Source organism: Polynucleobacter sp. MG-28-Ekke-A2 (assembly GCF_035012985.1).
GTDB lineage: Bacteria > Pseudomonadota > Gammaproteobacteria > Burkholderiales > Burkholderiaceae > Polynucleobacter.
Genome location: NZ_JAYGQU010000002.1, coordinates 233,359 through 253,174, shown reverse-complemented (window position 1 = coordinate 253,174; position 19,816 = coordinate 233,359). Strand labels below are relative to the sequence as shown.

General features: G+C 42.6%; 22 protein-coding genes. 2 read left to right on the top strand and 20 right to left on the bottom strand.

Translation table 11 applies throughout. The annotated features are described in order from the left end of the window. Positions 1–187: 187 nt before the first annotated feature. The 5 genes from VC188_RS03065 to VC188_RS03045 all read right to left on the bottom strand — a co-directional run bounded on the left by VC188_RS03065 (position 188) and on the right by VC188_RS03045 (position 6,086). Positions 188–706, bottom strand: coding sequence for a hypothetical protein (locus tag VC188_RS03065; RefSeq protein WP_323482977.1), 519 nt, complete (start codon positions 704–706; stop codon positions 188–190). A 3-nt stretch (positions 707–709) separates the two neighbouring features. Further along, on the bottom strand, positions 710–2,515 hold the full coding sequence (locus VC188_RS03060; protein WP_323482976.1) for an ABC transporter ATP-binding protein: 1,806 nt from the start codon (positions 2,513–2,515) through the stop codon (positions 710–712). Between the two features lie 82 nt (positions 2,516–2,597). Beyond that, complete coding sequence (locus VC188_RS03055) at positions 2,598–3,800, bottom strand: hypothetical protein (protein WP_323482975.1); 1,203 nt, start codon at positions 3,798–3,800, stop codon at positions 2,598–2,600. Positions 3,801–3,922: 122 nt separating this feature from the next. Further along, positions 3,923–5,377 (bottom strand): hypothetical protein, encoded by a 1,455-nt coding sequence (locus VC188_RS03050; RefSeq protein ID WP_323482974.1) that lies wholly within the window; start codon positions 5,375–5,377, stop codon positions 3,923–3,925. A 61-nt stretch (positions 5,378–5,438) separates the two neighbouring features. Beyond that, entirely contained in the window at positions 5,439–6,086 is a 648-nt protein-coding gene (locus tag VC188_RS03045) for a class I SAM-dependent methyltransferase (protein ID WP_323482973.1), read from the bottom strand. Positions 6,087–6,197: 111 nt separating this feature from the next. On the opposite strand from VC188_RS03045, the gene VC188_RS03040 reads away from it, so the two are divergent. Continuing rightward, positions 6,198–7,259 carry a glycosyltransferase 61 family protein gene (locus VC188_RS03040; RefSeq protein WP_323482972.1) on the top strand — a complete coding sequence of 354 codons (1,062 nt, stop codon included), beginning with the start codon at positions 6,198–6,200 and terminating at the stop codon, positions 7,257–7,259. Here the strand turns inward: VC188_RS03040 and VC188_RS03035 are convergent. The 6 genes from VC188_RS03035 to VC188_RS03010 all read right to left on the bottom strand — a co-directional run bounded on the left by VC188_RS03035 (position 7,256) and on the right by VC188_RS03010 (position 14,424). Next, a complete protein-coding gene (locus VC188_RS03035) occupies positions 7,256–7,804 on the bottom strand; it encodes a hypothetical protein (protein WP_323482971.1) in 549 nt (182 codons plus the stop codon). The genes VC188_RS03040 and VC188_RS03035 overlap by 4 nt on opposite strands. 206 nt (positions 7,805–8,010) lie before the next feature. Beyond that, positions 8,011–9,843 carry a hypothetical protein gene (locus VC188_RS03030; RefSeq protein ID WP_323482970.1) on the bottom strand — a complete coding sequence of 611 codons (1,833 nt, stop codon included), beginning with the start codon at positions 9,841–9,843 and terminating at the stop codon, positions 8,011–8,013. A 14-nt stretch (positions 9,844–9,857) separates the two neighbouring features. Continuing rightward, positions 9,858–10,739, bottom strand: coding sequence for a DUF6492 family protein (locus VC188_RS03025; RefSeq protein WP_323482969.1), 882 nt, complete (start codon positions 10,737–10,739; stop codon positions 9,858–9,860). Then, the gene (gene fcl / locus VC188_RS03020) at positions 10,736–11,704 is read right to left on the bottom strand and encodes a GDP-L-fucose synthase (protein WP_323482968.1); all 969 of its coding nucleotides are present in this window, start codon (positions 11,702–11,704) and stop codon (positions 10,736–10,738) included. Before fcl ends, VC188_RS03025 begins: the two co-directional genes overlap by 4 nt. Positions 11,705–11,743: 39 nt before the next feature. Continuing rightward, positions 11,744–12,874: a GDP-mannose 4,6-dehydratase gene (gene gmd, locus VC188_RS03015; RefSeq protein WP_323482967.1), complete on the bottom strand. Its 1,131-nt coding sequence runs from the start codon at positions 12,872–12,874 to the stop codon at positions 11,744–11,746. A gap of 65 nt (positions 12,875–12,939) precedes the next feature. Then, entirely contained in the window at positions 12,940–14,424 is a 1,485-nt protein-coding gene (locus VC188_RS03010; RefSeq protein ID WP_323482966.1) for a mannose-1-phosphate guanylyltransferase/mannose-6-phosphate isomerase, read from the bottom strand. A 150-nt stretch (positions 14,425–14,574) separates the two neighbouring features. Here VC188_RS03010 and VC188_RS03005 point away from each other — a divergent pair, with 150 nt between their 5' ends. Beyond that, positions 14,575–14,721 carry a hypothetical protein gene (locus VC188_RS03005; RefSeq protein WP_215274427.1) on the top strand — a complete coding sequence of 49 codons (147 nt, stop codon included), beginning with the start codon at positions 14,575–14,577 and terminating at the stop codon, positions 14,719–14,721. A 76-nt stretch (positions 14,722–14,797) separates the two neighbouring features. Here VC188_RS03005 and VC188_RS03000 read toward each other — a convergent pair whose 3' ends face one another. The 9 genes from VC188_RS03000 to plsY form a co-directional block, all read right to left on the bottom strand. After that, positions 14,798–15,313, bottom strand: a complete 516-nt coding sequence (locus VC188_RS03000) for an HPP family protein (RefSeq protein WP_251368505.1) — start codon at positions 15,311–15,313, stop codon at positions 14,798–14,800. A gap of 185 nt (positions 15,314–15,498) precedes the next feature. Further along, the gene (locus VC188_RS02995; RefSeq protein ID WP_323482965.1) at positions 15,499–15,807 is read right to left on the bottom strand and encodes a high-potential iron-sulfur protein; all 309 of its coding nucleotides are present in this window, start codon (positions 15,805–15,807) and stop codon (positions 15,499–15,501) included. A gap of 184 nt (positions 15,808–15,991) precedes the next feature. Then, positions 15,992–16,204, bottom strand: a complete 213-nt coding sequence (locus VC188_RS02990) for a hypothetical protein (RefSeq protein WP_323482964.1) — start codon at positions 16,202–16,204, stop codon at positions 15,992–15,994. Positions 16,205–16,215: 11 nt separating this feature from the next. After that, entirely contained in the window at positions 16,216–17,154 is a 939-nt protein-coding gene (locus VC188_RS02985; protein ID WP_323482963.1) for a hypothetical protein, read from the bottom strand. A 4-nt stretch (positions 17,155–17,158) separates the two neighbouring features. Next, positions 17,159–17,944 carry a GTP cyclohydrolase I gene (gene folE, locus VC188_RS02980; RefSeq protein ID WP_251368504.1) on the bottom strand — a complete coding sequence of 262 codons (786 nt, stop codon included), beginning with the start codon at positions 17,942–17,944 and terminating at the stop codon, positions 17,159–17,161. 41 nt (positions 17,945–17,985) lie between these two features. Next, entirely contained in the window at positions 17,986–18,429 is a 444-nt protein-coding gene (locus VC188_RS02975) for a type II toxin-antitoxin system VapC family toxin (protein ID WP_323482962.1), read from the bottom strand. Beyond that, positions 18,395–18,646 (bottom strand): type II toxin-antitoxin system VapB family antitoxin, encoded by a 252-nt coding sequence (locus VC188_RS02970; protein WP_323482961.1) that lies wholly within the window; start codon positions 18,644–18,646, stop codon positions 18,395–18,397. Before VC188_RS02970 ends, VC188_RS02975 begins: the two co-directional genes overlap by 35 nt. 83 nt (positions 18,647–18,729) lie before the next feature. Beyond that, the gene (locus VC188_RS02965) at positions 18,730–19,101 is read right to left on the bottom strand and encodes an MAPEG family protein (protein ID WP_216154443.1); all 372 of its coding nucleotides are present in this window, start codon (positions 19,099–19,101) and stop codon (positions 18,730–18,732) included. Positions 19,102–19,141: 40 nt separating this feature from the next. Continuing rightward, positions 19,142–19,774: a glycerol-3-phosphate 1-O-acyltransferase PlsY gene (gene plsY / locus VC188_RS02960; RefSeq protein WP_323482960.1), complete on the bottom strand. Its 633-nt coding sequence runs from the start codon at positions 19,772–19,774 to the stop codon at positions 19,142–19,144. Positions 19,775–19,816: the final 42 nt, after the last annotated feature.

The window sequence follows — 19,816 nt, the reverse complement described above, 5'->3', positions numbered from 1 at the left end:
TTTAAGGCTGCCTCTACAGTGAGCTTAACTAGCTCCTGAGAGAGCATATTTAAATCTTCTGGGGTTTTGAGATCCTTGGCTAGTTCGTTGGCTAAGGCTTGTAATTTACTACGATCCATTGTGTGATGTTCCATGTGGCTATCCTTCTGTGAAGGTTAATTGGCCGAGGGAACTTACACAAATTTATTTACAGGGTCATTTTCCCATCAAAGCTATTCAAAATATTCTGAATATCACCCTTTCTATAAAGTGTGCAATCCAACTCCCAGGGATAATTGTAATGGGCCTCAGTAACGCCAGCCCACTCCCATTCCATATGTTGACCTATCCTTAAGACCGAATTTGGGATCGGTTTAATATTTTTCCCGAGTCTAAAACTAAATCCAAAAATTTCCTTGCTATTTTTTAATAAACTTTCAGCATATTCAATTGGTAGGCTATTTTTGAAAACAACGTCATCGCAACCAAAAACAATGTACTCTTCAGAAAGAGCGATTGCCTTAATTAAATCTTCATAAAAATTATCTTCGTATATCCAATTGCAATTGGAGTACTTTTCAATCACCTTTTTATAATTTATTTTTTTATTTTCTTTGTAGATTATTGAAATTTGTCTCTCATTCAACTTGGAGTAATGCATTAAGCTCTCCAAATATGCATCTAACTGCATTGGCCTGTCTTTTGTAAACACAATAACGGATATCATTTCTCAACGCTCATTAGTTTTTTCTGTTGTAGATATTTGGCTAACTAAAGAAGCATATGTGCTCACATTACTTATCTTAGAATTTTTTAATTCTATTATTCGGTCACATTTTTTTAAAGTAGTTAGACGGTGGGCAATAATAAAAATAGTTAAATCTTTACTCAAACCCTCTATGGCTTGCATTACTGCCTCTTCAGTGCCTCCGTCAAGCGCGCTAGTGGCCTCGTCAAAAATAATGACATTAGCCTTCTTATACAAAGCCCTTGCTATACCAATTCTCTGGCGCTGACCGCCTGATAAGCGAACTCCGCGCTCCCCAACCAATGTCTGATATTTGTTAGGCAATTTTTCAATGATGTCAGAAATTTGCGCCTGTCTAGCGGCCTCTATAACTCGGTGGTAGTCTATATCTTCCTTGCGTAATCCAAAGGCAATGTTTTCCGCAATGCTACTATCGGCTAAATATATTGCCTGGGGCACGTGAGCGATATGGGGCTGCCAGTTACGTGCATTTACTTCAGTTATTAAAACACCATCAACAAGCAACTGGCCCTTCGTTGGCAATAACAGCCCCATAGCAATGTCAATCAATGTACTCTTTCCACTCCCTGTTTCACCAATAAATCCAATCCGACTCCCTTTTTTTACCTCTAAATCTATTTCCTGAATTACCCATGGCGTATCTTCCGTGTAACGAAACGAAATGCCGTGCATCACGATAGAATTTTCAAACTTTAGCGGTGAAACTTCGACTTGATCGGAATAAGCCGGAAGTGGTTGGTCCAAAAGATCAAGCGTGTCATCCAAGGAAACCTGACCTCCTTTGATGTTAGACCATGCCCCATAAGCTTGCTGTAACGCTGGTAACAATCGTTGCGCACCTAAGGCTAGTGCGCCTAAGATAGGAATGGCTGCATCTGCGCCATCTGCACTTTTCGACATTACATAGGCCAAGCAAATGATCAGCACAATTCCAAGCGCTTCCATGCCATAACGTGGGCTATGGCTAATAAACAGATTATTTCCCTGCGCCATTCTTAATCGCTCGTCTGCACTCCTATATACCTGACAAAAAACCTCTTGACTGCCGTCTATCAATACATCTCGTATACCACCCAAACCCTCCTGAAGGGATTTGAAAACATGGTTTGACTCACGTGAAATAGTTTTGCTATTTTCCAAAAGGCGCTTTCGCGTGGTTTGAATAATTAGAACGTAAATAATTCCAAAACCGCCAAATGCTGCAATTGCCACTCTCGGATCGACAAAAAGTAATGCAGTCAAAATAAAAACTAAAACTACAACAGAGTTCAATAGAGTCAATATTGGCATGATGATGCTATTAATAACTACATCTGCCTTATTTGAAATTCCGTTAATTATCTCGCTACTGTTTCGTGCAATGTGGGTTGAGTAGGGCTGGTAAAGGGTGCGCCTGTAAATACCATTACTAAGGTCAGCACCCGCAGCAAAAGATAAGCGAGTGCTTGCCCAAAGAAGAACCATGCGCATAAATCCAGTCAAAATAACTGCTACCCCAAAAATTATTGATAGTGGCGCCAGAAGCTGATCCGGCGACTTGATATTGAAATAACTGATAAGAGGTTGCGCAGCTGGCAGGTCAAAGACGCGGCTTGGCGAAGCCAAAATTGTAAGAAAAGGTAATACTGCACCGATGCTAATGATCTCTGCAAATGATCCTAAACATATCAATATAAGCAGTAGAGCAAACTGAAGACGTCGACGCCGATTAATATGACGCCATAGCCGCTTCATTGAATGGTCAATGGACTGTCCTGAAAATTCCAATTATTGGCGTCCTAACTAATTACTCAATTGAAGCTCAAGCCCGCTAATGCCCGATCTCGATCCACTACCTTGGCCCAGATCTTCACTTAGCACCACCGCTTTTAATCGTTTGCCAGACCCGCCCGCCCAGAAGCACTAACAGCATCAAGAAGAACGCTGCCGCTAAGCCGCCAACCGTCGATTTGGTCATGCCCTTTTTGCCGCTGGAAGTGGGCGCGGTATTGGCCTCTAATCCCTTAGTGAAGCGCACTTGGATAGCAAGTAGCTGGGCATGTAATTCATTTAAGAACTCGACGCCATTGCTATCGTCGCTTGCTAACTTAGCGCGTAGGCTTGATTCGATCTCTAGTAGCTGTTTATCTAAGACTAAACCATCAAACGTTTGGTCTTGCAGTGGCAACGCTTGGTCTAAGAAAGTTTTGGTCAGAGCAATTTGGTCCAAACGTCTTTGAAGGCGAACAATGTCTTCCTTGGACTGATTAATGTCGGTATTTGCAGCGATGATTTGAGACGTTAGTGGCAGATACTTGCCATTCGTGCTTCCAGATTCCAACTGCTGATTTACCGTTATTCCTGTGGGACTATTTGGGTAACGCTTGTGCAGCTCCTCCAAAGCTTTGACACGCTCTCGTTGGTATCCAAGTTCAATTTGAGCATTGGCTATTTTTTGCTGCACTTCAGCGGCAGTACTGATTGTTTGACTCTCATAACCATTGAGCAAGGAGCGCAACTGTAAATAGGCGCCGCCAGATCGTAAAAATTGACTTACTGCGCGCGCATTATCAATCGATTGCTCCTTGGATGAGCCTGTGGCAGTCAGTGTTAAATTCAAAATAGTGGTTGAAGCAGCATCTAAATCCTTGCTAATGCCGGCCAAATCTTTGGTATCGGCTTTTGATAGCGCATAGCTAGGCACTGCATTTTTTTGCCACCACGCATCACTACTCATTGCCCTAAAAAGGGACGCTTGATTTTCTGGGGCCTTGTTTTCCTCAATCATTTGATCGGCTAAATTAGGCAGGCTTTTTTGGAGCATCTTCCACGAAACAAGGTCTAGGGCGTAGCTATTATTATTATTATTATTATTATTATTTAATAAAACATACTCCGCAGAGTAGCTGCCTAGAACAAACCACCCGCCCAAACCTAAGACTGCCCCCACTACTGAAGCTAAGATTAGTTTTTTCCAAGAAGCTTGCAGGAAATTAACGATATCCAAGAGAGAAATTTCTGCTTCATTCTCAGGGTAAGAGCGTTGCTGAAAGTCGGTCGAGGGTTGATTCATGTGCATTTGCAGTCAATTATGGGGTACAAGCCAAAATTAAATAATCTTAATTTTGCGCACTAAAAGTATCTCAATTATCTCATTATAAAAAGTAGATTCATCTAATTCTAGCTAGGACTCAACTAATTGGGGCTGCCCGGCCCTAAATGACTAAGATTTAGGCGCCTAAAGCGCGTGCCAGCGGCCAAGCTAGAAGCTAAAGCAACCCAGAAAATCAGGCTATCAAGAAAGACTTTTTGGCTAATCTCGGTGGTACACCACATTACCAGGCTAGCTAACAAAATCCACCAGCAACAGGATAGCCAAGGGGCTTTAAAAGGACTTTGAGCCCGATTAAGGGCTGATTTTGGGATATTTTCTGGTAAATCAAGTCGGTATAACTGCTTCATGGCTAGTGCCAGTGACCCCAAAACCAGAGCAATTCCAGGGATACCGATTCCCAAGGCCAGATCAAGCCAGCCGCTGTGGCTTTGATGCAAAAGGGACTCGGGCCAGACCTTTTTAGCTAAATGCCCAAAAGAGCGCTCAATCAAACCAAATCCCAGGGGATTTTGAGTTAATAACAAAAGGCCTTCCTTGCCCCAAGCAATGCGTTCGTAATTAGTAATTGACACCATCGCGCCAAACTCATTATTGGGATAGCCTTTGGCACCATTAAATTTCCAGTGATCGTAACGATCAGTATCGATCGCGATTTTTGCGTCTACAGCAAAAGTTTGCCATGATGCATTCTTTTGAATGTGATTGACTATAAATCCTGCCCCAGCAATCAATAGAATGGCGGCAAGAAGCGTCTTTTGAATCCAATGCTTTTTAAAGTCAACCAAAAATACCTGGGTTGAAAAGATCAGCATCAGAAAGGCTCCGTATATCACTCCATTCTTAATATTCTCACCATAGAACACAAAGAACACCGCTGGGATAGTCATTCCATATATGACGTTATCCCAGCTTAGCCAAATATGACTGCTAATGTTGCGCTTGAGCTGTCCAAGCGCAACAGCCAGGGTGGGCAAACAAAAACATACATAGGCAGTTTTAGGAACGTAGAAGGGAAGTGAGCCGTAATGCAACCTTAGATACTCTGGCGCATTGATTCCCCAGTTTGATCCATTGTGAGTCAAGCAATATTTCAGAATATAAATTAGGGTTGGAGCCAATAGTCCAAAATAAAAAACAGGCCAATAGATGCTTTGTTTTTTAGGGTCTTGGCCACTTAATGCAAGACCCAGGCCTAGAGCAAATATAGCTCCTAAGGCAGTACGTTTCCAAATGCTGGTGTATTCCTCAAGCTGCAGAGCAAAATCATGACTCAAAAATAATAGATGAAAGCTAGCCCACGCAAATAGCCCCAGAACAAGCCAAATTGGTAATGCGTATTTAGTAAAAAGCACTGCTCGATATTGGTAAATCTCGTAAGCCCCTAGGAGCGCTCCAACAATCAAACAAATATGTCGTATCAAAATAGTTTCAGGTAATGCCCAAACCGCATACAAGATCGCAAACATCAACACCTGCACCCAAATAATGAATGAAGGAATTATGCGGGGCTGTTGGATCAAGGATTGATTACTCATAGTTAAATGATTAATCGAGAAAGATTTTTATAGACCATAGAAATAGATGGGAAGTGAAGGGTTATGGATTTACCCTAAAGCCAATCTGAACATAGCGAATGTCATCACCAAGGATGAGATAAAGCAGCCTTGCAAATACTCTTGGGAAAAATGCCCTTGATGAAATATCGTTGATACCCGATATTTTGTCGATCCTAAAACCATGCCTTAAAAAGAGATTTTTCAAACTCTTTTGGGTAAAGAATTTCAAATGCGTTCTATCTAGAATTCCAGCATCTTCATACTGCCAATCTTTTTGAATCAGCAATCCCTTTAAATTGGAGATATGCCTTACGTTTGGTATAGACCCAACCAAAGAAGCGCCAGGACACATCTTTAGTTTTATTAGCTCCAAAAATTGGTCGGGATCAGCCATATGTTCAATAACATCATTGCAAATGACCAGATCAAAATATGCATCAGGAAGTTGATCTAAAACCTCCTCGAACAACCCCGAGAGCACCTTATCCAAGTGTTGGGAAGCCTCATTGGCAACTACCACATTAGGTTCAATACCCCAGTATTCATTAGCTTGTTCGAGATTCTTTCGAAATGTGCCATAGCTACAGCCCACCTCTAAAACCTTTTGATAGTTAGCTGGCAAAAATGCGCTTACCTCTGATCTGAGATTGGGGGAATACTGGTAATGAGGGTCGACTTCTTTAGGCATGATTTAAGGTGCGTATGGCTTTGTTACTATTATCTTATATTACCCCGCCTTAGCCGTGATGCTGAGTTTGGTATCTAAATTAATCTTGCTCCATACATTTTTAAGTACATCATGAATACCGAATCCGCCTTTCAGAATTTACTTACCGGACTAAAAAAGCGCCTAGAGGTATTCCAATTCAAAGAATCGATCACTGGGCTAGCAGAATGCCGCACCACCTTCATACCAGTAGCTATTTTTGATTTACTAAATCTACAAATTGCCGATGCTGGTAAGCGGGTAGAGCTTCGCTCTTTTAACTTTGGCGATAGCACAGATCTAACAAACCCCTCGATTGCTACGGTTGCGCTTGAAGATAGTATGGGATTTCACAATACAGCTTCATTCCTCAAGGATATGAGGGGGAATGTGAAGCATCAACGGAATAAGCCATGCATCACGGTAGACGAACCCGCCGTACTTCTACCCTACTACACCACCCATTTTGGTCATTTTTCAGGAGATTGCCTAGGTGCCATCATCGCCCTATCAAAAGCAAAACTACCATCCAAGAGAAAATTATTTTATATAGCCCCAAACTCTTTTGATCATGTGATCACCAAATACGGCAATCCCGAACGCTTGCAAAAGATCGATTCCAAACTTGCTCTTGAAAATAATCTTATTTTTACAAATGCCTGCCAATTTCCCAGAATGAGTTCGTGGCAAAACCTATCGCTTTGCACGCAAATCTTTGGCGAAACCAAAGCATCCTTACCTGCTGACAATACTTCATTTAAAAAAGTGTTTTTAACAAGTGGGCGTTCAGAGCGCATTGCAAATATTGATGAGGTCATTGAATTTGTAAAGGGCGAAGGATTTTATATCTGCAGGCCAGATCAGATAACATTCGAGCAATGTCTAACGATTCTTCGGGAGGCCGATCTCGTCGTCTCTGAAAATGGCTCGATTACTCATAATATTTTAATTGCTAGAAATAAACCTTTTTACATACTCTCTTCAAAAGGTTGGGATCAACTAAGTCAAGAAGAGTTTGCTGGCGGTGGCATTTATAATGCCTTCAAAGCCTACCTAACAAAATATATTGAATGCAAAACCACTGGCTTGCCTAGTCACCATCATTTCTCAAGCCAAATTATTGTCGACTTAGGTGATATAAAGAACTTACTTTAATACTGGATCACCTGCCAAGGAAGGCGGCGAGTAAACTCCGTATTACTCTTACGCGCTAGATGGTAATAAAAAGGCTTCATGTACTGCTTGGAGCCCTCTTGCTGAAATAAGCTCTCTAAAAAATGTACAAATGAGGTGTCTATAGAGTGAATCTCATCGGCTAGCAAAGCCAGCTTAGCCCAATCAAAGATGTTGTTTGTCGCAGGATGAACCCAAATAATGAGTTTATTTTCTGGATTAGAAATTTTCAAATCATAAAATATTTTTGTAGACTCTTGATTACATACCAAAAGGTAGGGCTCATGATTAGGATTAAGCTTTTCATAGAGCGCCTCTGATTGGGGTCCCGGCGATACCGCACAATCTAGCCAACGTTTTTCAAATGCAACATGGTGTTGCTCATAAAAATAAGCATCGAAGCGCTGGAGATCAACTCCTATCACTCCAATGGGTAAGTAGCGAGCCCTCAAAAAACCAGATAATTGCCTAGCCTCTCGACCATCATTAATGGGCACAACATAAACATTACTTAAATCTTGAAACATCCATGCCACCGAATGGTAGCAATAATGAAGGCAACAATAATAATAATATTTTCTAGGATTTTTTCTGGATAACTCACGCACCAAAGCCAAGCAAACAATACTATCGCCTAGACCAAGATTGGGCTCGATCACTACTAAATTATTCCTGACAGATATAAATAAATTCTTAAGGGCTCTTCGAAAATTAGAGTGACGGAATTTTATTTTCATATATTGGCAAGCAATTGCTGACGATAATACTCAAGGGTTAGTGTTTTTCGGTCAAAGTTGCTAGTAGATCTTCGAATATAGCCTTCTTCCCAATTTAACCGCAAAAGATCTTCCCAAGCATCTACAAGCAAAACCGGTAAATTGGAGTAAGCCGAAGTCCAATCTTGCTTGAGCAAGACGGGAATCGTATCAACATACTGAGCCTCCCAAAAACGATGAGTATCAATACCGTTACCCCTGGGGCATAAGCAAAAACGATGTTCGGCTACTTGAGTAATGTATTGTTCAAAACCCACTGATGCTCCCATGGTGACATCCGGGATATTTGAGACAACGTCAATAATTGATTGACGCGCAGAGTGAGTGCTCGCACTAAAGTTAACGTAAAGGTTTTTTGTTTTTTGATACACATGCCCAGCATCAAAGACCTCAGAAACTCGTGTTGGCCCCCACTGGCTATTCGCTAAACCAATTGGCAAAGCATGTAACTTTGTATGACTGGTTTCACAATTTTGCGCATACCATGCCACCAAGGATGGGTGATTTAATAAATCCAAATCCGCTAGACCTACACCATGGTCTGAATTATGCGTTAGCAATACAAATGGTTCATGCAGTCGTGGGGCAACAAAACTTTTAAAATAAGCTAGCAAATGGGTATAAACAAAAATAACCTTTGCGCCCTGACAGGCCTTTAAAAAATCCAAATTAGGTGGAAGCTCAAAGCGTTTTTTCTTAAACCACTTCTTTTCTTCTTTTTCGGTAATTTCTAAAACCGTAGGCGTCTGAATCTTTTCTCGCCCATGAAAAGCAGTAACTCCAGCAGAGCTAATCGTCAGATCAGCCAACGCCTGAATTCTTTCCCCCGTTAACATCGACTCAATATTGCTCGGAACCCCTGAGTTAAAGGGAGATACCCCCAACAAATCCTTAGAGTGTGCATGCAGAGCTAGTACTTTGGTGCATACACCATCGAAACTAATGAATGGAGATCTATAAAACCGCTCATACTCCCATGAAAAACGGCAGTCTCTTAAATGAAAGTCGCTGCTTTCATTTTCAAAAAATCGTGTATCAGATGGGTCATTCATCCAGTGAACGCCACCAACATATTGACCAATTGCCGCACCATCAAAAATGCCGCCAAATACATCTATGCCCTGACAATATCTATCAAGGTCCAAGTCTTTAGACTTGGCATATTCCAAAGGTATTGTAGGGAGCGGCTTAGCCCCTAGATCCCTTCGCATGGCAAACGCACCCAAGGAATCCATATCATTTGCATCCAAACGATCCGCAATAAATTGAACCAGCTCAGATGCAATCGATGCATCTTTTAGCCAAACAATCCCGGGAATCGCCCTCACTCTATCGACCGGCACCGCAAACGTAGCAAAGCTGATAAATTGCTCTAGCTTTTCACTAGGGTCAAAATACAAGACAACATCATTTTCAAGATGAATGCAGTTCTCCAGCCCCTTGAAGTGAATAAAGTCAGCCAGCACAAAGAAGCGGTATGAGGCAGAAAACCAGAATCCATTCCTAAAGCTACGATCTAGGGCAGCATTTTTGGTAAAATGCATAGTTATATCGCTTTGCGGAATATCCTCAATTGCCACAAACTTAATATTTCGTAGCGGATTATCGGAATCTCCAAGATCAGCCTGCAGAGCTCGCTCCAAATCTCCAACATGAGATTTATTAACCAAGGCATAAACCTGGGATTGTGGCGCAACTTTTGCTGCAATCACAAGGGCATTTGTTAAATATTCTGGAGGTGGACTCTCACCCGAATGGACAAAAATAATGGAGGCGCATTTTTTCTGCATGGCTTAATAGGAGTTTATCTTTGGTTTTTGGATTTGAACAATGAAGGCAAGTAAACCCTAAAGAAATAAGGCAACGAAACCTTTAAAAAGTAAGGCTTAGCCTTATCCCACTTCTCAAAACTAGCATAGTCATAATCATTCAATTGGTCGGCAATAATATTGGGGCCCAAGAATGCGGGGTGTCCAATTGCAGAATTTCCCAAACGCAACCATTTTCTATCGGTATATACAATTTCTGAGCTATGTCGATGAGATATAAAGGTTCCTATAATTTCATATTCAGAAAAGCTATTGCCCTCATCAAACCTTATGCTATTTAGCAAGGCTGGAACCCAAGGCATGCCGTGCCTCAATTCGATTTCACGAAAACACTCTTGTAACCAACCCGCTTTTAGAACAAAGCACTGCGCAATAAATGAGAATCTAATTTTTTTGCTTAAGTGCAATAGACGCATCACTGTCTCAAAATAAGGGTGATGATATTCAGCCCCCTTGTAGTAAATCAAGCGCCCTTGGTGGTCGATAAAACTGAGGGGTTTTAAGGGAATAGTATCAGCATCCCATATCAAGACAATCTCATCTGGCAAGCAATCATTGACCGCTGATAGCTTAATAAACTGCTGTAAGTACCAGCCAAATTGCGATGCAATTTTTGCATCGAGTCGCCGTTTTATTTCGGCGGCAAATTGTGATGTGTAAATTGACTCACCAATGACCTGAAAAGGTTTTGAGGAAATTTCTTGGAATAACTCAAGATCAGCATCGGGAACATAAACCTTGTAATGCCTGGCCTTTAGGTTGCGAACAATGTAAGAAGATGCAATCTCCCAGGCCTGCGCATCCCTTTTACAGCAGACACAAATAACTTGATCAATAATGACTGAAGTCGAATTCACCGCGATAAAAACTCTTGATAAGCTTCTTGCAAACCTTGCGTCAAATCTACCTTAGCCTTCCAACCTAAATTATTAAGCCGGGAAGAATCCATCCACTTCCTAGGCGACCCGTCAGGCTTTGTTATATCAAAGTTAATCTTTCCTTCGTAACCTACTGCATCTCCAACTGCTTTTGCCAATTCTGCAATAGTCACATCACTACCAAAACCCACATTAATATGGTTTTGCATTGATTCTATTTGGCTATCGTAGGTCGCCTTATCGAGATCCATCACAAATACTGATGCAGCCGCCATATCATCAACATAGAGAAACTCGCGTCTCGGGGTTCCCGTTCCCCAGATCACAACTTCAGGAGCATTACCTACTTTAGCTTCATGAAATCTTCTAATCAGTGCAGGAATGACATGGCTGTTTTCAGGATGATAGTTATCACCAGGACCATAGAGATTGGTCGGCATTACTGAGCGGTAATCAATTCCATGGCTATCGCCATATTGACGGTTGTAGCTCTCACACATCTTAATACCAGCAATTTTGGCAATGGCATAGGGCTCATTCGTTGGCTCTAACTTACCAGTGAGAAGAGCATCTTCACTCATTGGCTGCGGCGCTAACTTAGGATAGATGCAGCTCGAACCTAAGAAGAGTAGTTTTTTAACCCCACTAACGAAAGCCTGATGGATGACATTTGCCTCCATCATGAGGTTTTGATAAATAAACTCTGCGGGAAAGGTATTATTCGCATAAATACCACCAACCTTAGCGGCAGCCAAATACACTTGATCAGGTTTCTCTTCTTTAAAGAAGGCCTGTACCGCAGCTTGATTCGTTAAATCAAGTTCAGCATGAGTTCTGGTGACTATATTGGTGTAGCCCTTAGCTTGCAGATTACGCACAATTGCTGAGCCAACCATGCCGCGATGACCGGCAACATAAATCTTTTGAGTTAAATCATTGCTCACGTGGATGCTTATTCTTTTTTATCTACTATTTATCAATGATTAATTCTCTTTTCCTACAGCAACCGAGAATCCATGCTTACTCAGCAGGGCATGCTGCTTTGCTTGATCCAGATCATTTGCCACCATTTCTACAATCATTTGATCAAGGGTAATCTCAGGAACCCAACCGAGTTTTTCTTTAGCTTTAGTAGGATCACCCAAGAGCGTCTCCACTTCAGTTGGTCTGTAGTAACGTGGATCGATCTGAACAATGACATCACCCACTTTTAAGGCTGGGGCTTTATCGCCTTCAATGCTAGCCACAATCGCCTTTTCATTCTCAGCTTTGCCCTCGAACTTGAGAGTGATACCTAATTGTTTAGCGCTTCGGGTAATAAATTCACGGACTGTGAACTGCACCCCAGTAGCGATCACAAAGTCTTCTGGCTTATCTTGTTGAAGCATTAGCCATTGCATGCGCACATAGTCTTTAGCATGACCCCAGTCACGCAGGGCATCGATATTGCCCATGTATAAGCATTTCTCAAGGCCTTGGGCAATATTGGCAAGACCGCGAGTCACTTTACGAGTAACGAAGGTTTCACCTCGGCGCTTAGACTCATGGTTAAACAAGATGCCGTTACAGGCGTATATGCCATACGCCTCACGATAATTCACCGTAATCCAGTAGGCATACATCTTGGCAACTGCGTATGGGCTTCTAGGATAGAAAGGCGTTGTTTCTTTTTGCGGGATTTCTTGTACTAGACCATAGAGCTCGGAAGTAGACGCTTGGTAAAAACGGGTTTTCTTTTCTAGGCCAAGAATGCGGATGGCCTCGAGCATTCTAAGTGGACCCATGGCATCCACATCAGCAGTGTATTCGGGGGACTCAAAAGAAACGGCAACGTGAGATTGAGCGCCCAGGTTATAAATCTCATCAGGCTGACACTCTTGAATGATGCGCACCAGATTGCTGGTGTCGGTTAAATCACCGTAATGCAGAATTAAATCCGGATGATTGATATGTGGGTCTTGATAGATATGATCAATGCGCTCGGTATTAAAAGAAGAGGCACGACGTTTAATGCCGTGAACGATGTAGCCTTTTTCTAATAGAAACTCTGCAAGATAAGAACCGTCTTGGCCTGTAATACCTGTGATTAAGGCTACTTTTTGTGATGCACCCATGCTCTTCTCGCTTTTTTGCCGTTTATCTTAGAATCACAATTTTACTTGTAGTTTCTAATAGTATTTTAATTACGCCCATAGGTATCTTCAAAGCGCACGATGTCATCTTCGCCCAGATAGCTACCAGACTGCACCTCAATAATTTCTAAAGGTGTTTCGCCAGGATTGGCTAATCGGTGCGTTTGCCCCTGCGGGATGTAGGTACTTTGATTTTCAGTCAGGGTAATGACTTGATCACCATTGGTAATCTCTGCCGTACCCTTCACCACAATCCAATGCTCTGCACGGTGATGATGCATTTGTAGGGAGAGGCTTGCTCCTGGCTTGACCTGAATGCGTTTTACTTTAAAGCGCTCACCTTCATCAACACTGTCATACCAGCCCCATGGTCTTGCCACTTTACGGTGTAGATTCTTTTCTTCTCTACCCTGGGCTTCTAACTTAGTCACAATACTTTTAACGTCTTGGCTATTTTTTCTGTCAGCAATTAATACTGCATCAGCTGTCTCGACAATCACCAGATTTTCCACACCAACAACACTGACTAATCTACTGCTGGCATGCACTAATGAGTTTTTCGAATTAGTAAGTAATGTATCGCCACTAGTCACATTACCATCTTGATCTTGCTGACCCACTTGCCAGACTGCATCCCATGCGCCTAGATCATTCCAGCCGGCATCGAGCTCAACCATTTTGATAGGAAAGTTCGACTGAGGGCATTTCTCAATCACAGCATAGTCAATAGACTCACTTGGAATCGCTTTAAATTCCTCCTTGCCGGGACGAATAAAGCCTACACCACCAGAAGCATCTTCTGATTTTGTCTGCCATGCCTTTTGTGATGCCTCGCTGATATCAGGCCTAAATTCTGTTAAAGCAGCCAACCAAGTGCTCGCCTTCAAAACAAACATACCGCTATTCCAAAGATAGGAGCCTTCGGCTAAATAGGCCTGCGCAGTCTTGCTATCAGGCTTCTCCACGAAACGCTTAACCCCGTAAGCATTATTTAAATCTTTGCTCTCTGCACGCTGAATATAGCCATAGCCAGTTTCTGGCGCGGTTGGAGTAATGCCCAAAATAGCAATTGAGTTTGGTATTGCTTCCACCGATTGAATGCAATCTTGCAAGGCTTTAGTAAAAGCCTTTTGATTTTGAATGGTTTGATCTGCAGGCGTAATAATCAAGATGGGATCTTCACCGTTAGATAATTGCTCTGCACAGAGTGCCGCCATACTTAAAGCAGGTGCTGTATTTCTTCCGACGGGCTCTAGTATTAATTTGGCTTTGATCAACTGCAGTTCGCGCAATTGATCCAAAACTAAGAATCGATGATCTTCGTTAGTGACTACTAGGGTATCGCCCAATCTGACCTTGCCGTTGCTGTCATTGCCAACGGAGTTAATTCGCTCTACTGCTTGCTGAAATAAGCTCTGAGAAGAGCCATCGCCCGATAAAACTAAAAACTGCTTAGGGAACCCCGAGCGCGATAAAGGCCAAAGTCTGGTGCCTGACCCACCGCAAAGGATGACTGGGATAACTAAAGCCATTTGTCTATCGAAAGCCTTTTTATTTGAATAAGATTCATTTTATAGGCTTTAGCTACCTACAAAGTGCCAATTATTTATTAAAATTATTCAGGCGCACAATAGAAGACGCTATTACGCGCCAGCATTAAAAACTATAACTAAGGAGTCAAAATGACAACAGGCAATATTCCGAAGATTAACCTTCGCAACTCACTAACAGAGTGCGGTCAATCTATTCGCAAAGAAAATGCGGGTAAATACCATAACTATGGAATTAAGGACTGCAAGGCCTCTATAGCAGCTGGGCGCATCCAATAGATCTTCCTGCAATAAAAAAGGGGCTCTTGCCCCTTTTTTATTGCCCCCGCTCTTGAGAATCCTAGTCACTGCGACCTTAGCTGGGCCTATTAGGATAGCGCTTACCAGTGAGATTGCTATAAGCCGCTCCAGCCAGCACCAACAGAATCGAATCGACCATTACTGGGAAAAAAGCATAGCGGAAGTGCAAAACATGGCCCAGCACCACAATTAAAGACACTGCGGCGGCTGGAGGATGCAAACACCTCAGAAAAAACATTCCCAAAATAGAAAGGCTGGCCGCTAAAGGCATAGCTATCAGAGGCTCCCCCACTAGATGGGCAATGCAAATGCCAACCAAGGCCGACAAGGTATTGCCGGCAATGACGGCCCAAGGCTGAGCCATTGGGCTGCCTGGCAAGACAAAGACCAATAAAGCACTAGCCCCCAATGAAGCCATTAGCCATTCATCAATACCCCCAAGCTCTCCAAGATACTTGGCGGTAGTAAGCACCAACATCAGCCCAATAAAGGCCCCAAAACCAGAGCGCACTCGCTCCACCATGGCTACGGGAGGCTGGTCGCCACCCAAATAAAAAGTGTAGCGTTGCAAATTGTTTTTGATGCGGTCTTTCAGAGGAAATCTCCTAGGATGGTTTTTACCAAAAGGATACACCCCCCCATTTTTTTAATCAGCAATTGACTGCAGGAATATAAAAAGCCACCCTAGGGTGGCCTTCCGTTGCCCTTAATTACACCAGAGCATCAATACAATTGATTAAAACTGCTTGTTTCTGATTACGCTTTCTTAGCGTAAGCAGAGCACCAGCCTTTAGCAGCAACTTGCTTACCAGCAAACAATGAGCAAGGACCTGCAGCTGCGTCAGCTTTACCTTGGAACAATGCACAGCTGCTGCAATGTTGACCAGCGGCATATTTAGCGTACTTTGCTTTATCTACTTTAGAGACATCTGCCTTGTAACCTAATGCAGCAGCTTGTGGATCAGTTTCTGCAACCATAGCTTGGGCTTGAACTTTACCGTTCAATGCCAAAGTACAGGCACCAGCAGCAGACAAAATCATAAATTGGCGACGACTATTTTTCATGGATTCTCCAAAAATAAATCAGTGATTAACTTGCACGCGCATCTCAAAAGCATGCGCACCTTTGAAAACTAAGGGAGATCATAGTGGAGAAGATTTGCTGCTGCCACTCATGGCGTAAGTCAATGATTTATATAGAAATATAGATGAGAATTGTTCTCATAAAATCTCCTACTAAAAACGTCGATTAATTCCAGCCCTTAAGCTTCATGCAATTAATCCACTGACGGATGTGAACTCCCGAACCCACTTCGGGGTAATCCTCTTGGCATTCCTTGAGGTCTTTGTTGTAAGTTGCTTTGTTATTTTTAGCGGGATTTTGGTTTTCAGAAGGGAATGTTGAGCAAGCAGCAACACTCAATACAAATACGAGCAGCGAAATTCGTAAGTTGAGCTGCATGATCTTTGTAATCAATTTCTACCCTTATTAACTATCTTCATGTATGTCCCATGATCACCACACGCTCTATTGAACGCAACTGCTGCGATTGAATCTTTTGCACCAATCGCACCGCTAGATTTTGTGCCCTGACCTTGAGTAGTTAAGGTGAAAGAATTTTCCTGGCAATTAGCAGTAAAACTGTAATCCGCCTGCTTGATTAGATCCTTACCCAATGTATAAGAACTCAGTCGTAACTGGCGAACCTCTTTTTTGGTATCAACAATCGTTACTTCGTTATTAATGACTTCATAAAAGATTGGGGACTCAGTATTCACTAACTCCAGGTCTGCCTCTTGCTTAGTAATGACAAGTTGCTTATTTTCTTTTTCATCAAAGATCTCAGCAGTCGGTTTTTGGGGTGTTGGCGCTGGTAGTGCGCCCTCTTGATAAAGGAAGTAATTGATATTTTGGTCGTCAATGAACTTTCTACCGCAAAGACGGGAGCGCACATAAGCCATTGCAGTTCTTGGGGCAATCTTTACCCAGCCAGAGCCATTCACTGGCTTGATGTCACCGACCAGAGGACCTTTAGAGACAATATTCTGGGTATAAAAAGTTTCTGACCACTGATTGTTACTAAAGCAATCTATTTTTTGGCGGTATGGGCCAACCATAGTGGCGTTATAGGTTGCTAAATTACTTTTTTCTCTTGGCGCAATAAATGCATCGTAAGTAAGAAGACCATCCTCGTCTTCGGTCAGAGTATAGGGATCGTAAAACCAGTTCTTGGTTTTAGATTCTGCAAGCAAAATCCAAGTGCGGTCTGTGTAATCTTTTTGATTTAAGGGTGGAACGTAGAAGAATGGAGATTCCACTTTTTCATCCACAACAGATTGGTAACTCTGCAGCATCGGGCCTGCAGTGCAGCCCGCCATCAACAAAACAGTCAGAATAAGAAGCTTTTTCATTGCCCTACTTACGATCAATCAAAGCCAAGAACTCTCTACGTAAATTAGAGTCTTTCAAAAAGGCTCCACGCATCACGCTGTTGATCATTTTCGAATCACGATCCTTAACACCACGCCATTGCATACAAAAGTGATCTGCATCCATCACTACTGCCACACCAATTGGCTTAATCTTCTTCTCAAGCATATCTGCCAGCTCTACAACAGCTTCTTCCTGAATTTGTGGGCGACACATGACCCATTCGGTCAAGCGTGAGTACTTAGAAAGGCCAATCAGAGCAGACTCCTTACTAGGTAGAACACCGATCCAAATACGGCCCATGATTGGGCATAGATGATGAGAGCAAGCACTACGAACGGTAATGGGGCCAATAATCATGAGCTCATTTAAGCGGCTCACATTGGGGAACTTGGTTAAAGTGGGCTGATCAACATAACGCCCATTAAACACCTCCTGCACATACATCTTTGCTACACGACGACTCGTGTTTTGAGTGTTATGATCATTTTCAGTATCGATGACGAGGCTTTCTAAAACAGCCTGCATTTTCTCCGCTACCTCATCTACCAAACCTTCTAATTCACCTGGCTTAATAAATGCTGAGATATTGTCATTCGCATGAAAGCGAGCCTTTTGGGCTTCGATACGACGACGAATGACTACCGATAAAGGTAAACCACCCTCTTCTTTTGTAGCATCCCTTGATTTAACGGTAGATTTTTTAATAGGAAGTTTGCTCACTATTTTTTTTGCAGGCATTTTCTGAATAGTTTTCTTAGGGGTTGGCATAAAAACTTTCTAGGGGAAAAATAGCGGCTATCGAACAGGGTCTAAATTGACCATTCTTCCACTTGAAGATTAGGAATACGATGAAACTCTCGTGCATTATTAGTGATCAAACCGCTGGATTCAGATAAGGCATGGGCTGCAATCATTAAATCCATGCCACCAATGGGTTGACCCATTCTCTCTAGCCCAGAACGAATTTGAGCGTAATGGTGCGTAGCCTCCACCGGCCATGGACGAATTTCAAAACCATCTATCCATGCTTCAATCGCCGCACTAAAACGTGGCGATGCTAATTTTGCCGCTCCAAACCTCAGCTCTGCAGCAACAATGGCAGATAACCATACTTCATCATGCTCCAGCCCAGCAAAGCGCTCCAACATCTTTGGCGGATGTCTGCGCAATATATAGCTACAAATATTGGTATCTAAGGTTTTTTGTTTTTTTACCAATCTAAGTCCAATCACGCTCTTGTGCTGGTGGATCATCCCGATCCTGTAAAAAGTTCTCTGGAAGAGGATCAGTCTGTTGATAAAAAGTACTGAGCCATTGACCCAGATTGTGCTCTTTCTCAACATCAGGCGTAACCCAAAGCGCATTACCCACTTGTTCTATGCGGACTTGCTTGGATTGAAAGCGTAACTTCGCGGGCAGACGAATCGCTTGACTGCGCCCGCTCATAAATAATTTGGCAATACTTGTCATTTGACCCTCCACATCTATGGGGATATTTTGTAATATAGCAATGATATATTACATCTAAAAATCAAGCAAATGCCTAAACACCTTTACATTTGAAAAAACAAGCCCACTACACAAATCATGCCAAACAGCCAAACGATGGATCTCGTGGTTGGCCAATTAGCGATATAGCAAATGAGATAGGCGATACGGGCAATTACAAAACCCATTGCCAGTAAGTCAATTCTGTCCTGTGGAGCATGAGCTACGGATGCAATGATCACGGCGGCAAAGAACAAAGGGAGCGACTCAAATAGATTGGCTTGAGCAGCATTAGCCCTGGCTCTAAACCCCGTTTGCTTTGCCAGCCATTGCCGTGGCATCGCATTGTCATAACCCTGAAAACCTTTTTTAGCAATACCTGCTGCGACATAAGGTAAAAGACCCATCAACAGAATGCAAGCGTAAGCAATAGTCATAAGAAGTACCGTTAGTTATTTTTTGGTTATGTTGGATGAATTATGTTGGAGTCTTTTTAGAGCCAATACGACTCTCTTTGCCATTGAGTAAATTCTGAATGTTGCTTCGATGGCGCCAGATAAGTAATGCACATACGGCCAAGAGAGCCAAGCCCATCGGCTGAAAGCCGAATAAGAAAACAAAATAGATGGGGCCAAAGATTGCAGCAGCCAGTGCCGCTAAAGAAGAGTAGCGCATAAACATCGCCACAATAATCCAAGTGCTCAGCGTAGCTAACCCCAAAATCCAATTGATGCCAAACAAAATACCGCAAGCAGTAGCAACACCTTTGCCACCTTTAAAGCCATGGAATATAGGAAAGAGATGGCCTAAAAATACTGCGAGCACAACACCACACAATAACCATGAGTTCATGGTCGAGGTCAGAGATTCATCTCCGAACAATACTCGCGCCAGCATGACGGCAAAGTAACCCTTTAAAGCATCACCAATCAGCGTTAAAACGGCAGCCAACTTATTACCAGTACGTAGCACATTGGTGGCGCCAGGATTGCCGGAGCCATAGGAGTGAGGATCGGGTAAGCGCATACACTTACTCACCACTACCGCGAATGAAATGGAGCCAATAAGATAGGCAAGTGGAATGAGCAAGAGATCTAAGGTGAAATTCATGGTGATATCTTAAACACTTATCTTGATAGTGATTCTTGGGCT